Source organism: Sulfitobacter brevis (assembly GCF_900112755.1).
GTDB lineage: Bacteria > Pseudomonadota > Alphaproteobacteria > Rhodobacterales > Rhodobacteraceae > Sulfitobacter > Sulfitobacter brevis.
The window spans coordinates 126,132-140,046 of sequence record NZ_FOMW01000005.1 but is presented as its reverse complement, the minus strand read 5'-3'; the positions used below and the strand labels follow the sequence as shown (position 1 = coordinate 140,046).

General features: G+C 58.2%; 14 protein-coding genes. 6 read left to right on the top strand and 8 right to left on the bottom strand.

Going from position 1 to position 13,915, the window contains the following annotated elements; translation table 11 throughout:
- The 6 genes from BM174_RS08325 to BM174_RS08305 form a co-directional block, all read right to left on the bottom strand.
- The gene (locus BM174_RS08325; RefSeq protein ID WP_093923392.1) at positions 1-807 is read right to left on the bottom strand and encodes a metallophosphoesterase family protein; all 807 of its coding nucleotides are present in this window, start codon (positions 805-807) and stop codon (positions 1-3) included.
- Positions 804-1,721, bottom strand: coding sequence for a diacylglycerol/lipid kinase family protein (locus tag BM174_RS08320; protein ID WP_093923391.1), 918 nt, complete (start codon positions 1,719-1,721; stop codon positions 804-806). The genes BM174_RS08325 and BM174_RS08320 overlap by 4 nt, the downstream gene beginning before the upstream one ends.
- Positions 1,722-1,799: 78 nt before the next feature.
- Positions 1,800-1,928: a hypothetical protein gene (locus tag BM174_RS21580; RefSeq protein WP_273458308.1), complete on the bottom strand. Its 129-nt coding sequence runs from the start codon at positions 1,926-1,928 to the stop codon at positions 1,800-1,802.
- Positions 1,929-2,046: 118 nt separating this feature from the next.
- Positions 2,047-2,445 carry a (deoxy)nucleoside triphosphate pyrophosphohydrolase gene (locus BM174_RS08315; protein ID WP_093923390.1) on the bottom strand — a complete coding sequence of 133 codons (399 nt, stop codon included), beginning with the start codon at positions 2,443-2,445 and terminating at the stop codon, positions 2,047-2,049.
- Between the two features lie 10 nt (positions 2,446-2,455).
- On the bottom strand, positions 2,456-3,682 hold the full coding sequence (gene argJ, locus BM174_RS08310; protein ID WP_093923389.1) for a bifunctional glutamate N-acetyltransferase/amino-acid acetyltransferase ArgJ: 1,227 nt from the start codon (positions 3,680-3,682) through the stop codon (positions 2,456-2,458).
- Between the two features lie 2 nt (positions 3,683-3,684).
- Positions 3,685-4,533, bottom strand: a complete 849-nt coding sequence (locus BM174_RS08305; RefSeq protein ID WP_093923388.1) for a peptidylprolyl isomerase — start codon at positions 4,531-4,533, stop codon at positions 3,685-3,687.
- Between the two features lie 174 nt (positions 4,534-4,707).
- Here BM174_RS08305 and secA point away from each other — a divergent pair, with 174 nt between their 5' ends.
- The 3 genes from secA to BM174_RS08290 all read left to right on the top strand — a co-directional run bounded on the left by secA (position 4,708) and on the right by BM174_RS08290 (position 10,108).
- Complete coding sequence (gene secA, locus BM174_RS08300; protein WP_093923387.1) at positions 4,708-7,416, top strand: preprotein translocase subunit SecA; 2,709 nt, start codon at positions 4,708-4,710, stop codon at positions 7,414-7,416.
- A gap of 108 nt (positions 7,417-7,524) precedes the next feature.
- The gene (locus tag BM174_RS08295; RefSeq protein WP_093923386.1) at positions 7,525-8,532 is read left to right on the top strand and encodes a hypothetical protein; all 1,008 of its coding nucleotides are present in this window, start codon (positions 7,525-7,527) and stop codon (positions 8,530-8,532) included.
- A gap of 19 nt (positions 8,533-8,551) precedes the next feature.
- Positions 8,552-10,108 (top strand): phosphate ABC transporter substrate-binding/OmpA family protein, encoded by a 1,557-nt coding sequence (locus BM174_RS08290; protein ID WP_093923385.1) that lies wholly within the window; start codon positions 8,552-8,554, stop codon positions 10,106-10,108.
- On the opposite strand, the gene BM174_RS08285 is transcribed toward BM174_RS08290, so the two are convergent.
- Both BM174_RS08285 and BM174_RS08280 read right to left on the bottom strand, forming a co-directional pair.
- Positions 10,101-10,595, bottom strand: coding sequence for a GNAT family N-acetyltransferase (locus BM174_RS08285; protein ID WP_093923384.1), 495 nt, complete (start codon positions 10,593-10,595; stop codon positions 10,101-10,103). The two genes, BM174_RS08290 and BM174_RS08285, sit on opposite strands and share 8 nt — an antisense overlap.
- Entirely contained in the window at positions 10,592-11,188 is a 597-nt protein-coding gene (locus BM174_RS08280) for an HD domain-containing protein (protein WP_093923383.1), read from the bottom strand. Before BM174_RS08280 ends, BM174_RS08285 begins: the two co-directional genes overlap by 4 nt.
- Positions 11,189-11,385: 197 nt before the next feature.
- Here BM174_RS08280 and BM174_RS08275 point away from each other — a divergent pair, with 197 nt between their 5' ends.
- From BM174_RS08275 to BM174_RS08265, 3 genes are all read left to right on the top strand, one after another.
- The gene (locus BM174_RS08275; protein WP_093923382.1) at positions 11,386-11,691 is read left to right on the top strand and encodes a hypothetical protein; all 306 of its coding nucleotides are present in this window, start codon (positions 11,386-11,388) and stop codon (positions 11,689-11,691) included.
- Between the two features lie 104 nt (positions 11,692-11,795).
- Positions 11,796-13,184, top strand: a complete 1,389-nt coding sequence (gene ahcY / locus BM174_RS08270; protein ID WP_093923381.1) for an adenosylhomocysteinase — start codon at positions 11,796-11,798, stop codon at positions 13,182-13,184.
- Positions 13,185-13,372: 188 nt separating this feature from the next.
- Positions 13,373-13,855: a DUF922 domain-containing protein gene (locus BM174_RS08265; protein WP_093923380.1), complete on the top strand. Its 483-nt coding sequence runs from the start codon at positions 13,373-13,375 to the stop codon at positions 13,853-13,855.
- Positions 13,856-13,915 lie beyond the last annotated feature (60 nt).

The window sequence follows — 13,915 nt, the reverse complement described above, 5'->3', positions numbered from 1 at the left end:
CTACCGAACTATTCTGTCAGAGGCCCGTTCGAAAGTTCGGGCCTCTGTCTTTTCGAAGCGCCGGTCTTCTTCATTAAAACTGATCCGCTCAACCGCCACTTCTGTGGTGCGAATATCGATCAGGTTAAAATCGTTCGGCTCGCCGCGCACCCGCGATGACAGGCTGGTGCCTGCATGAAGCTGCACTGCCACGCGCTGGCCATTGTTTCCGGCACGGTGGGCAAACATGCCCGCATGCCAAACGTGCAGATGACCCGACAGGATCATATCCGCGCCACAGGTGATCAGCCTGTCGAGCGCGTCAGCCGCGCCGGGAATGGGTTTTTTCTTTGTCTCGGATGGATGGTCGAGCGGGTGATGCGTGACCATGATCCGTAACTTTCCGGGATCGGCGGCCTCCATCGCTTTGCAGGCCTTGCGCAGGCGACCGCGACTCATCCGGCCAGTTTGCCAGCTGAAACGATCAACGGAATTCAGCCCAACCACCAAAGCGTCCTCGGTTTCGACAACGGGCGTCAGGTTCGCCGAAATCCATTTGCGGTAATATCGCCACGGCGCAAAGAACCGCGTGAAGGGGCGGTGGATCGGGATGTCATGGTTGCCCGGTACGCACAGAACGGGCGCCGCAATACGGTCAATAAACGCGCGGGCCTCCTGATATTCGCTCCGGCGCGCCCGCTGTGTCAGATCGCCCGAAATCACCACCAGGTCGGCGTTCAGGTTTTCGGCAGCAGTGAGCAGCGGCTCCAGCAAGTCGGGGCGGTCCTTGCCAAAGTGCAGGTCGGAAAGGTGAACGAGCCGGGTCATCTGACCTGCTCCGTTCGCTCCGGCGCCATGATCACTTGCAGGGGCCGGCTGGTACGGCGCAATTCAAATGGCCCTGCCATGCGGGTCAACTCGCCATCCCGTGCGACGGGCCGCCTGGCGCGCCTCATGACGATATTGACGTCCTTCCCGCAATGCATGGTGTAATCCGTTTGCTTTCTGGCCAATCCAACAGCAAGGGCGGCCGCATGTTTAAAGAGCCCCCAGCGATTGGTGTCTGGGGCGAGAAGCACCACCATTTTGCCGGAATGGATGCAGTCGATGCCGTCCAGCCCCATCTGCTCAAGCTGAAAGGCATTGTTGATGATGAAGATAAGCGGCGTCTTGAAGCTACGATGTACGTCATCAATCGTCACATCAAGGTGCAGCGGCGCCCGAAATGTCGCTAGCGCTTTTACGACAGACCAATAGGCCGCAATCCGGCTGCGACCCCAGCGCTTATAAATCCCCTCGCGGGTCTGCAAGATTGCCGCATAAGCGCCGATGCTGGCATTGTTCAGAAACATTTTGCCGTTAATCGTCGCCGCTTCGACCGGCCCTGCCGCGCCGGTAACAATCAATTCGACCGCGGCCTCAAGCTCTTCGGGCAAACCGAGCGACCGACCAAAATAATTGAACGTGCCTGACGGAATGATGCCGAAGGGACGGTCATGCTCTAGCATAACCGAGGCAAAAGCGCAGATAGTGCCATCGCCGCCAGCGACGACCAAAGTATGATCAGCTTTGCTCAGCGCTGCGCGTGCTGCATCCTCGACGCTTTCATAGTCGCTGATCCGCACGATGCGCACATCGCAACCGTGATGCTCGAACGCGCGACGATAGGTCGTCTCTTGATCGGTACTATTGTGACGCCCAGACGCTGAATTCAGGACAATCGTAATGCGTTGTTGGGGCATATGCTTCTCAAATTATTCGAGAGCAAACGCCCGTGACCGGCAATTGGTTCGCCGGCGACTGAAATATCGCTGTAACGCTTAGCGTGTGACCGGTTTTCCCGAAAACACCACGTCATCAACTTTAACGCAAATCCGGCCATCTGGCATGGTTTTAACAAAGATGCCCTGAACGGATATGCACGAGCCCATGGTAATTGTACGCAACATGTAGATCTCTCCCAAACCTGAAGTGATTCTACGATACAATCTCACTAAATCTACAAGATTGTCTTAAAGCTGCTCAAATAATTAGCGATGTGTTAATTTTTACACCATTAACGAGAAACTAAAGCCAGTCGCGAAGGATCGGCACGAGGGGTATATCAGCGGCGGGCATCGGATAATCGCGCAGGTTCGCGGCCCGCACCCAAGCCAAGGTCTGGCCTTCCTGCGCTACTGGCGTGCCTTGCCATTTCCGGCAGGCAAAAAGCGGCATCAACAGGTGAAAATCATCATAGCTGTGGCTGGCAAAGGTCAGCGGTGCCAGACACGATTGCCAGGTCTCGATGCCAAGCTCTTCGTGCAATTCGCGGATCAGCGCTGCTTCAGGCGTCTCACCCGTCTCAACCTTACCGCCGGGAAACTCCCAAAGGCCCGCCATTGGTTTGCCTTCAGGACGTTGTGCCAGCAAAACCCGCCCGTCTACATCAATCAGGGCGACGGCTGAGACGAGTACAGTTTTCACCACTTTGCCCTCAAGACCGATAATCGGCGTTAATCTCGATGTAGCCGTGGGTCAGGTCACAGGTCCAAACCGTTGCGGTGCCTTCGCCCAAGCCGAGTTCAACGCCGATGACGATGTTTTCGCCCTTCATGTGCGCGGCCGCGGCTTCTTCGGAGTAGCTGGGGCTGCGCCAGCCGTCCTTGGCCACCTCGATATCGCCAAAGCGGATCGACAAGCGGTCCCGATCAGCGGCGGCGCCTGACTTACCAATCGCCATGACCACACGGCCCCAGTTCGGGTCCTGGCCGGCAATAGCAGTTTTGATCAACGGCGAGTTTGCAATCGACATCGCGTGGGTCTTGGCATCGGCATCATTGGCGGCGCCTGTAACAGCGATCTCGACAAATTTGGTCGCTCCTTCACCGTCGCGCACGACCTGATGTGCCAGGTCAAGCATTAGCGTGTGCAGGGCATCGCTGAACGCTTCGCTTTCGGTTACGTCAACACCAGAGGCGCCGGTCGCGGCCATGATCAGACTGTCAGAAGTGGAGGTGTCGCTGTCCACGGTGATGCAGTTGAAAGTGCCATCTGTGTGGATCGATACAATGTTCTGCAAAGCCCGTTGCTCGATCTGCGCGTCAGTGAAGATATAGACCAACATCGTCGCCATATCCGGCGCGATCATACCCGACCCTTTGGCAATGCCCGCGATCTTCACGGTCTTGCCATCCACTTCGACGGAGGCGGAGGCGCCTTTGGGGAAGGTGTCGGTGGTCATGATGGCCTTGGCGGCCTCGGCGATGGATCCAGCATCCAGCTTGGCGGTCAGATCGCCTAATACCGCTGTGATCCGCTCATAGGGCAGAGGCTCTCCGATTACCCCGGTCGAGGAGGTGAAGACGCGGGACTGTGGCACATCGCAGGCCTTGGCGACGGCGGCGGTAATCGCCTCAACCGCCGCGACGCCGCCCTTGCCGGTAAAGGCATTGGCATTGCCGGAGTTCACAAGAATCGCAGCGCCTTCGTCCGAGACGCCGCTGATCTTGGCCTGACAATCCAGCACCGGCGCGGCGCGGGTTGCAGAGCGCGTGAAAGACCCCGCAACCGCACTGCCCGGCGCCAGAAGCGCCAGCATCACATCGGTTCGCCCCTGATATTTGACGCCCGCCGCCGTTGTGGCAAAGCGGACGCCCTCAATAACCGGCAGGTCAGGGAACTGCGCAGGGGCGAGCGGGGAAACCGAAAGTGATTTGCCCATGTTTATTCCAGCCAGTCGAGGTTTTTCAGAACGGCTGGGTCGATGGCTTCGACGTCGTTCTTTTCAACTTTTGCATCGGCAGTCAGCTTTTCGATGGCGGCTTGCACATCAGTCTGGCGCACCTGCAGCTCAATCTCTTCGCGGACATCTTCCAAAGCAGGCGCTTCACTCTTGCGCTTTTCGTTCAACTTGATGATGTGCCAGCCGAACTGGGTCTGGACGGGGTCGGATACTGCGCCGGTGTCCATTTCGACCACTGCCGCCTCGAAAGCGGGAACCATCATGCCGGCACCGAACCAGCCCAGTTCACCACCGCTTGGGCCAGATGGGCCCGTTGATTTCTCTTTGGCGATCTCGGTGAAGTCAGCGCCACCTTCAATTTCGGTCTGAATGGCTTTTGCTTCTTCTTCGGTCTCAACCAGAATATGCGAGGCGTTGTATTCCTCGGTTGGCTCTGCGTTGGCGTATTGCTCGTCATAGGCTGCTTTGATCGCATCCTCGGCCACTGGCTCGGCCATGATGCCCTCGACCACCTCGCCTGCGGTCAGGGAGCGTGTTTCATTTTCTATCGAGATCGTCACCCGTGGCGGCAAATCGCCGGTGAAGGTATCAGCCAGCGCGGTTTGCTGGATCAACTGGTCGAGAATGCCGGTGAAAAGCACGTCGTCCGGCAACTGCTGATACTGCTCGGGCAGGCTGGCGCGCGCCACGATCATATGGCCCAGCGTGATGTCTTTGCCATTAACGGAGGCGACAACTGTATCGATGGTCGGTGCATCTTGGGCCGCAACGGGCAGGGCAAGGCTGGCCGCAATGGTCAGGGATGCCAGAAAAGTGAGTGGTTTATGCATGGTTCGTCCTATCGTTCGCCCCGCTGGAGGGCTGCTACATTGACAGCGTTTCGTGCGGCCCTTACATCGCCCTAAGGGCGCCGCTCGGATGCCGGGTTCCGCACCTATCTAGGGGTGCACTGGACGCTGGGCAAGCAGATCGGCGCAAACATCACAACTTCGGCAGGGGATCACATGCTCGGTATCGGAACAATCGCCAAAAAGGTCTTTGGCACACCAAACGACCGCAAAATCAAGGCGACCCGTCCGCTGGTTGAGCAGGTCAATGCGCTGGAGCCGGAATTTGCCAAGCTCAGCGATGCGGGCCTGATCGAGAAGACCGAAGAGTTCCGCAAGCGTGTGGCGGAAGGCGAAAGCCTTGACGCCCTGCTGCCCGAAGCCTTCGCCAACTGCCGCGAAGGTGCGCGCCGCACATTGGGCCTGCGCGCCTTTGATACACAGGTTTTGGCGGCGATATTCCTGCACCAAGGCAATATCTCCGAGCAGAAGACCGGTGAAGGTAAAACCCTGACTGCCTCGCTCGCCGCCTACCTGAATGCCCTGACCGGCAAGGGCGTGCACATCGTGACCGTCAACGAATATCTTGTGCAACGTGACGCGGATTGGATGGGCAAGGTTTTTGCCTCGCTGGGTATGACCACGGGTGCCGCGGTTTCGCAGATGTCGGAAAACGCTAAACGCGCCGCCTATGATTGCGATATTACATACGCCACCAATAACGAGCTCGGCTTTGATTATCTGCGCGATAACATGAAGTCGAACCTCAGCGAAATCCTGCAAAAGCAACACCATTTTGCGATTGTCGATGAAGTCGATAGCATCCTGATTGACGAAGCCCGCACGCCGCTGATCATCTCCGGCCCCTCCACAGATCGCTCGGATATGTATGTCATCATCGACAAGGTGATCCCGCTGCTCGAGCCAGAACACTACGATCTGGATGAGAAAACCCGCAATGTGAGCTTTACCGACGAGGGCAACGAGTTCCTCGAACAGCAATTACGCGCGCGTTCGCTGCTGGAGCCTGAGCAGACGCTGTACGACCCCGAAAGCACCAGCATCGTTCACCACATCAACCAGGGTCTGCGGGCGCACAAGCTGTTCCTGAAAGACCGTGATTATATGGTGCGTGACGGCGAGGTCATGCTGATCGACGAATTTACCGGCCGGATGATGCAAGGCCGCCGCTTGTCGGACGGGCTGCATCAGGCGATCGAAGCGAAAGAAGGCACGACGATAAAGCCAGAGAACGTGACGCTGGCCTCGGTGACCTTCCAGAACTACTTCCGGCTTTACGACAAGCTGGCGGGAATGACCGGTACAGCTCTGACCGAAGCCGAGGAATTTGCCGAGATTTATGGCCTCGGTGTTGTGGAAATCCCGACGAACGTGCCGATTGCGCGGATTGACGAAGATGATGCCGTGTATCGCTCGGTGCAGGAAAAATATGCGGCGATGATCGAAAAGATTCAGGAGGCTCACGACAAAGGCCAGCCTTGTCTTGTCGGGACCACATCGATCGAAAAGTCCGAAATGCTGAGCAAGCTGCTCACCGAGGCGGGCCTTGAGCACAACGTTCTGAACGCGCGCCAGCACGAGCAGGAAGCGCAGATTATTGCCGATGCGGGCAAATTTGCGGCTGTGACGATCGCCACGAACATGGCGGGCCGAGGGACCGACATCCAGCTTGGCGGCAACGTCGAGTTGAAGGTTCTGGAGGCGCTGGACGCAGATCCCGAGGCCGATCCCGTCGCAATCCGCCAGCGGATCGAGGCAGAGCACGCCGATGAGAAGAAAAAGGTTCTGGCCGCAGGTGGGCTCTATGTTCTCGCGTCAGAGCGCCATGAGAGCCGCCGGATCGACAACCAGTTGCGTGGCCGATCAGGCCGTCAGGGTGACCCGGGCCGGACCTCGTTCTTTTTGTCGCTCGAAGATGATCTGATGCGTATTTTTGGCTCCGAGCGGCTAGAGAAAGTTCTTACCACATTGGGCCTAAAAGAAGGCGAAGCCATCATCCACCCTTGGGTGAACAAATCGCTGGAGCGGGCCCAAGCCAAGGTCGAAGGCCGCAACTTTGACATCCGCAAGCAGCTGTTGAAATTCGACGATGTGATGAACGAACAGCGCAAAGTCATCTTTGGCCAGCGCCGCGATATCATGGAAGCCGAGGACCTCAACGAGATCGTCACCGACATGCGCCATCAGGTGATCGACGATCTGATCGACACCTATATGCCCGCGCGCACCTATGCCGATCAGTGGGACACGCAGGGCTTTTACGCTGCTGTAATCGAACAGTTGAATGTCGATGTGCCGGTCATTGCTTGGTGTGAAGAAGACGGTGTTGACGACGAGGTGATCCGCGAGCGCCTGATCGAAGCGACCGACAAGATGATGGCCGATAAGGCTGCCGCTTTCGGCGACGAGAATATGCGCAATATCGAGAAACAGCTGCTTTTGCAGTCGATTGACGGCAAATGGCGCGATCACCTGATGACTCTTGAGCATCTGCGCTCGGTCGTGGGTTTCCGTGGCTACGCGCAGCGTGACCCGTTGAACGAATACAAAAACGAGTCCTTCCAACTCTTTGAGGTGATGCTCGATTCCCTGCGTCAGGACGTGACCCAGAAGCTCGGCCAGATCCAGCCGATGTCCGACGAAGAGCGTCAAGCGATGCTGGAAGATCTTGCCAGACGTCAGGCCGCAGTCGAGGCTGCAGCAGATGCATCGGCCAACGATCAACTTGCAGCCGAAAACGCCAATCAACCCGCCGATGGCTTTGTCGAAGACGACCAAACCACATGGGGTGATCCAGGCCGGAACGAGCCTTGCCCCTGCGGGTCGGGCGAGAAGTTCAAGCATTGCCACGGTCGGCTCGCGTAAGCGAGCCCGCCTAGGTTCTGCCTAAAACAACTCACTAGTTGGCCACATCTAGGCCCCTTTCTAGCGCGATACATGTCCTTGAACGATTCCGTTGGAAGGGACAAAAACATGTCACGCAAGAAGCAAATATTGACTGCGGTCGGAACGCTGGGCTGCGCGCTTGGTATTGGTTTTGTCATGCAGAACAGCGAAGCGGCTGAAAAACGGTATGGGCCCGATCAGGACATGTCCGCCCTGCCGGTACCGCAGGATTATGTCACTAAAAATTCGGCCAGTAACGCGCTGCTGACGGTCGAGGCAATCACGCTTACCTCCGGCGAGCTAAGCTCGGATGTGGCGCTGCCCACGACGGACAGCCGCATTACCACTGTCTCTGCGCCGCGCAGTGTATTGGCCGAGCCCGCCATGCCTGATACCGCCAAGATCAAGCGCCCCGGCTGCGCGATAACCGCCGATGCGCGACCTGTCGCCACGGCGATGGTGGAGCTGCAACTCGATGCGCCTTGTCTGCCCAACGAGCGGATTACCGTGCACCATAACGGGATGATCTTCACGGAAACCACCTCCGCCACTGGCAGCCTGTCGGTTCAGGTGCCTGCACTTGCGCGGGATGCGGTATTTGTCATGGCCTTCACCAATGGTGATGGCGCTGTTGCGCAGACAACCGTCGAAGACCTGAGCGATTTCGACCGCGTGGTGTTGCAGTGGAAAGGCGATACCGGCTTTCAGATACACGCCCGCGAATTCGGTGCGGATTACGGCACCGCTGGCCATGTCTGGTCTGGCGCGCCTGGTGATATGGCGGCGACCGTGGTCGGAACCGGTGGCATGCTGACCCGCAATGGCGACACTATGGCCGCTGATCCGCTATTGGCAGAAGTCTATACCTTCCCCAAGAACGCCGCAGTAGGCTCTGGCGACGTCGCGTTGAGTGTTGAGACAGAAATAAGCGCCAGCAACTGTGGCGTCGAGATTGAAGCGCAAACGCTTGAAATCGATAGCGGTGGCCGGATCAAAACCCAGAATCTGACACTCCCCGTGCCGGATTGCGATGCGGTTGGCAGCTTTCTTGTGTTGAATAATTTGCTCCAAGACCTGAAGGTTGCGCAGAACTAACGCAACACCTCGGGGTCACATGATCAACCTGAAACATGCGGCGGCCATCGCCGCATTTTTCCTTTGCACAACCCTTGCCGCGCAAGCGCAGGATGTGACCTTGACCTCACGCGATGGCAAGGTCGAACTCGCTGGCATGCTTCTGGGGTACGACGGCGAGTTTTACCGTTTGCGCACTGAATACGGCGAGCTGACGATCGATGGCTCGGGCGTCGATTGTGACGGTCCCGGCTGTCCGAACCTCGAGAACTTCGTGGCCGAGGTCGATCTATCCGGCTCTGCCACAATGGGTGCGGTTTTGATGCCGGCGCTAATCGAGGCCTTTTCCCAACGGGATAATTACACCGTCGTCCGCGAAGGCAGCGAAACTGTCTTTACGCTATCGTTGTCGCGCAAAGATGATGGCCAGCTTGCCGCTCGGTTCAGGTTCAGTGCCACCAATACCGACGAAGGCTTTGCCGATCTGCTGACCGATGATGCCGATATCGTCATGGCGCTGCGTGAAATCCGGCGCGAAGAACGGATCAATGCCCGCGAATTGGGGCTCGGCGATATGACAGGTGCCAACCGTAGCCGCGTGCTGGCCTTGGATGCCGTTGTGCCTGTGGTATCCCCGACCAACCCAGTTAAACGCATTTCGCCGCAGACGCTGGCGCGGGTGTTCGCTGGACGGGTCACGAACTGGCAGGACCTGGGCGGGCCGGACGCGCCGATCGAGCTACACCTACCTGCCGTAGCCAGTGGATTGAGCCAAGCCATCGTCGACCATGTGATGACCCCCGCCAGCCTGCAATTGACCGACGGCATCATCCGTCATGCGCTGCCCGCCGAGTTGGCGGAGGCTGTCTCCAAGGATATTTTCGCACTGGGGATCACCAGTTATGCCGATCACCGTGATACACAGGTGCTGACGCTGGGCGGGGACTGCGGGTTTGACCTTGATGCGGCACGGCGCACAATCAAAACCGAAGACTATCCGCTCACCGCGCCGATGTTTCTTTATTTCCCCGCCCGCCGCCTGCCGCTGATCGCCCGCGAGTTTCTGGCCTTCACCCGCGAACCTGCCGCGCAGAATGTGATCCGGCGGGCAGGGTTTGTGGACCAGACGCCCGAGGAAATTCCTATCGAAGAGCAGGGCAACCGGTTCTCCAACGCCATTACCGTCGCTGGGGAGGAGATTACCTTGCAGGAATTGCAGCGGATGAACGCGACTCTGAAGCCGATGGCACGGCTGACCACCTCGTTCCGGTTTGAGGCGGGGTCCATCCGGCTGGATGCGCAGTCCCGCTCCAACGTGCAGCAACTTGCCCGCGCGATGGAGCAGGGCCAATACGATGCGCGCGATGTGCTGTTTGTGGGGTTCAGTGATGGTGACGGGGCAGCGCGGGCCAACCGCGACATCGCACTGCGCCGTGCGGAGGCCGTGCAACGGGCCGTCAGTGCTGCTGCCGTGACCGCCAATCTGGAACGCATCCGGATCTCGGTTGATGCCTTCGGCGAAGCGATGCCGATGGCCTGTGACGACAGTGCATGGGGCAGGCAAGCAAACCGCCGCGTCGAGGTCTGGGTCAGGTAAGCGACAGGTCGAACCGCTTGAGCCGTTTATCGACCACCTGCCCATCGGACAGCGTGTAGCCGTCGATCACGCCGTAATCCTGAAAGCCGCGGCTTTGGTAATAGATCAGCCCGCCTTCGTTGTCGGCGCGGATATTCGCATTGATCCAACTATAGCCGAGCGTGCGCGCCGCCGCTTTGGTCGCCTCGAACAGCGCCGAACCGATACCGAGCCCGTTTTGGCCGATCTGCACGAAGGTCGCGATATCTGCGGCGTCTGGCGGCAAAGTCGAATTCGGCGCGACCCATTGAAAGCCGACGACTTTACCCGCCGCGTCGCTGGCGATGTGCCATGCCGAGTGATCTGCGTTCTGCGCCATCCAGTCCGCGAGGTCCTCGCGGATGACAGGCCGCACGATTGCCGTGGTGCCGCCGATCTTGATAATCTCGTTCAGCAGGCTGGCCATCTGGCCTGCATCGGCCTCAGCGGCGCGGCGCACAGTAATCATGGCATTTCCGCCAGCAAGGCCGCGTGGCGCTCGGTAAAGGCGTTACGGGTCTGAATGGGGGCGCGCAGCACTATATCCAGCCCTTCAGTCAGTTCCGCATCAAAACGGCCAAAGAACCGTGTTGCTTCGGCTTCGGAGAAACCGGCGATCTGGGTCGCTTCCATCCAAGCGCTAATTCTGTCGGCGCGTTTGATCTGTCGTTTGACCGATTTGGGCAGTGCTGCGGGCAAGCCAAAGCGCAAGTGGATCGCGCCGGTCAGCCGTTCGTCAAGCGCACCATAGCTCGGCCCGACCGCCGCTTTTACGGGCGAGATCATATCGCCGATCACATATTCCGGCGCATCATGCAGCAAGGCCGCCAGCCGCCATTTTGCAGGCGCCCGCGGCTCAATGCGCCCATAAAGGGTCTCGACCAAAAGTGAATGCTCGGCCACCGAATAGGCAAAGTCGCCGCGTGTCTGCCCGTTCCAGCGGGCCACAAAGGCAAGCCCGTGAGCGATATCGTCAATTTCGATGTCCATCGGCGTCGGGTCCAGCAGGTCGAGCCTGCGGCCCGAGAGCATCCGTTGCCATGCGCGTGGTGTTGTTGCCATTAAATCACAGGTCCTGCCATGTGCCTCTATTTCGCCATAATTCAGGCGCACCCTTTCAGGTGGATCGCATGCTGCCGACGGAACGGTTTTTGCAAAACAGTTCCGCGATCACAAGAGCAATAGTGGGGGGAGGACGCAGTCTCTGACACTTTGCGCCCTTTCCTTTTCTTGAAACACGAAACGGGTAAGGAAACGACATGTACAAACATATTCTAGCCGCCCTCGTGGCGATCAGCGCAGTAATGACGCCGGCCTATGCCGCACAATGCGGACCGCGCGATGCTGTAGTGGATAAACTCTCCTCCAAGTACTCTGAAAAGCTGACAGCGGGCGGGTTGCAGAAAACCAAAAAGGCCGCTGCCGTGGTCGAGGTCTGGGCGTCTCCGGAAACCGGCACATTTACCGTGCTGATGACGAATGCCAATGGCACGACCTGTATCGTGGCGGCAGGGACCGATTTCTTCGAGTCGGATTTGAAAACCATTCCCGGCACGGCGAGTTGAGCACATCTAATTGGTAGGTAACCCGCCTGCCACGGTCAGCAACGATTGAGAAACATCGCCAGTGATGATACGCGGCCCTCATATATGCTTGGATGAGGTGCCACATGGCCGCGGATTATATCGTTAAGAACATTGAGCTGGCGTCCTATGGCCGCAAAGAGCTCGACATTGCCGAGACTGAAATGCCGGGCCTGATGGCGCTGCGCACCGAGTACGGCGAAAGCAAACCGCTGAAAGGCGCGCGCATTGTCGGCTCATTGCACATGACCATCCAGACAGCCGTACTGATCGAGACACTTACTGCGCTGGGCGCTGACGTGCGCTGGGCCTCATGCAACATTTTCTCGACCCAAGACCATGCCGCCGCAGCCATTGCCGCATCCGGCGTGCCGGTCTTCGCGATCAAGGGCCAGTCACTGGAAGAGCATTGGGACTATCTCGACAAGTCTTTCGCGTTTGCTGACGGCCCCAATATGATCCTCGATGACGGCGGCGATGCGACGCTTTATGTACTGCTCGGTGCCCGCGCCGAAGCTGGTGAAGACGTCATCGCCGTCCCGACTTCCGAGGAAGAAGAAGTCATCAAGGCGCAGATCAAGAAGCGCATGGCGGCGTCCCCCGGTTGGTTCACCAAAGTGCGTGACCAGATCAAAGGCGTCTCCGAGGAAACCACAACGGGCGTTCACCGTCTGTATGAGCTGGTCAAGCAAGGCCAGCTGCCGTTCCCTGCAATCAACGTGAACGATTCCGTCACCAAGTCGAAGTTCGACAATAAATACGGCTGTAAAGAATCGCTGGTCGATGGCATCCGCCGCGCAACCGACACGATGATGGCCGGCAAGGTTGCGGTCGTCATGGGCTACGGCGATGTCGGCAAAGGCTCTGCCGCATCGTTGCGCGGGGCTGGTGCGCGGGTGAAGGTGACCGAAGTTGATCCGATCTGCGCCCTTCAGGCTGCAATGGACGGTTTCGAAGTCGTGCTGCTGGAAGATGTTGTCGGTAGCGCCGATATCTTCATCACCACGACAGGCAATAAAGACGTGATCCGCATCGAGCATATGCGCGAGATGAAGGACATGGCGATCGTCGGCAACATCGGCCACTTCGACAACGAAATTCAGGTCGCCGCGCTGAAGAACCACAAGTGGACCAACATCAAGGAACAGGTCGACATGATCGAGATGCCGAACGGGCATCGTCTGATCCTGCTCTCCGAAGGCCGCTTGCTGAACCTTGGCAACGCCACCGGCCACCCTTCCTTCGTGATGTCCGCTTCCTTCACCAATCAGGTGTTGGCGCAAATCGAGCTTTGGGAAAATACCGACAAGTACCAAAATGACGTCTACATCCTGCCCAAGCATCTGGACGAAAAAGTCGCGCGCCTGCATCTGGACCGGATCGGCGTGAAGCTGAGCAAATTGAGCCCCGAGCAGGCCGCCTATATCGGCGTCACGCCAGAAGGCCCGTTCAAGCCAGAACACTACCGCTACTAATCAAAGCAGCGGCGGCGCAGGGTTCCCCTCGTGCCGCCGCGCGTTCTCGCCAAGCGGCAAAGAACTCCGGCCCGTCAGGCTGCCGACGATTCCCATATGAATTTAATGCGTCATGCAAAAGCCAAGCGGCTTGATATATAGCCTGCTTGCGGCAAAGCTGTGCCAAGCATTCAAATGTCGAGGGTAGGATGACGCGTCTTTTTCAGTCCATCACGACCGCCGCCGCCTTGGTCCTCGCATTTGCGGGCACAAGCATAGCAGAGCCAAAGGTTTCGCAGCAGACTAAGGTTTACGAGGTAACGGCAACTTCCGTGAATGGGCTGATCGAGCAGATGAACAAGCGCGGGCCGCGAGGATATTGGGCCTTCACCGAATGGCATGTGCGATGGTCTCGTTCCTGCAAGCTTGAGGTCGACGTGGCCTATATCCTGCCGCAACATGCCAACCCTTCCGCGATGCCAGCACAGGTCAGGCGAAAGTTCGACGCAATGCTCACCGCCCTGACGCAGCATGAGGCCCAGCATGGTCTACACAGTATTCAAGCCGCGCGAGAGATCGAGGCTGACAAATGTCAGAACGGCGATGCGATCATTCGGAGATATAATGCTGCGGATATCGCTTTTGACGCGCAAACGAACCACGGCGTCAAAGACGGCGCGACCCTGCGCTAGCTGCAATCCGCCAAAAGGTTCCCGCATCCGGCATTATTTCGCTGACCTGTGACATTGTTG

Coding starts and splice junctions, on each gene's coding strand:
- BM174_RS08290 (WP_093923385.1), top strand. CDS start 8,552: ATGATCAACCTGAAACATGCGGCGGCCATCGCCGCATTTTTCCTTTGC.
- BM174_RS08265 (WP_093923380.1), top strand. CDS start 13,373: ATGACGCGTCTTTTTCAGTCCATCACGACCGCCGCCGCCTTGGTCCTC.
- BM174_RS08320 (WP_093923391.1), bottom strand. CDS start 1,721: ATGCCCCAACAACGCATTACGATTGTCCTGAATTCAGCGTCTGGGCGT.
- BM174_RS08295 (WP_093923386.1), top strand. CDS start 7,525: ATGTCACGCAAGAAGCAAATATTGACTGCGGTCGGAACGCTGGGCTGC.
- BM174_RS08285 (WP_093923384.1), bottom strand. CDS start 10,595: ATGATTACTGTGCGCCGCGCCGCTGAGGCCGATGCAGGCCAGATGGCC.
- BM174_RS08275 (WP_093923382.1), top strand. CDS start 11,386: ATGTACAAACATATTCTAGCCGCCCTCGTGGCGATCAGCGCAGTAATG.
- BM174_RS08280 (WP_093923383.1), bottom strand. CDS start 11,188: ATGGCAACAACACCACGCGCATGGCAACGGATGCTCTCGGGCCGCAGG.
- BM174_RS08305 (WP_093923388.1), bottom strand. CDS start 4,533: ATGCATAAACCACTCACTTTTCTGGCATCCCTGACCATTGCGGCCAGC.
- BM174_RS21580 (WP_273458308.1), bottom strand. CDS start 1,928: ATGTTGCGTACAATTACCATGGGCTCGTGCATATCCGTTCAGGGCATC.
- secA (WP_093923387.1), top strand. CDS start 4,708: ATGCTCGGTATCGGAACAATCGCCAAAAAGGTCTTTGGCACACCAAAC.
- argJ (WP_093923389.1), bottom strand. CDS start 3,682: ATGGGCAAATCACTTTCGGTTTCCCCGCTCGCCCCTGCGCAGTTCCCT.
- BM174_RS08325 (WP_093923392.1), bottom strand. CDS start 807: ATGACCCGGCTCGTTCACCTTTCCGACCTGCACTTTGGCAAGGACCGC.
- ahcY (WP_093923381.1), top strand. CDS start 11,796: ATGGCCGCGGATTATATCGTTAAGAACATTGAGCTGGCGTCCTATGGC.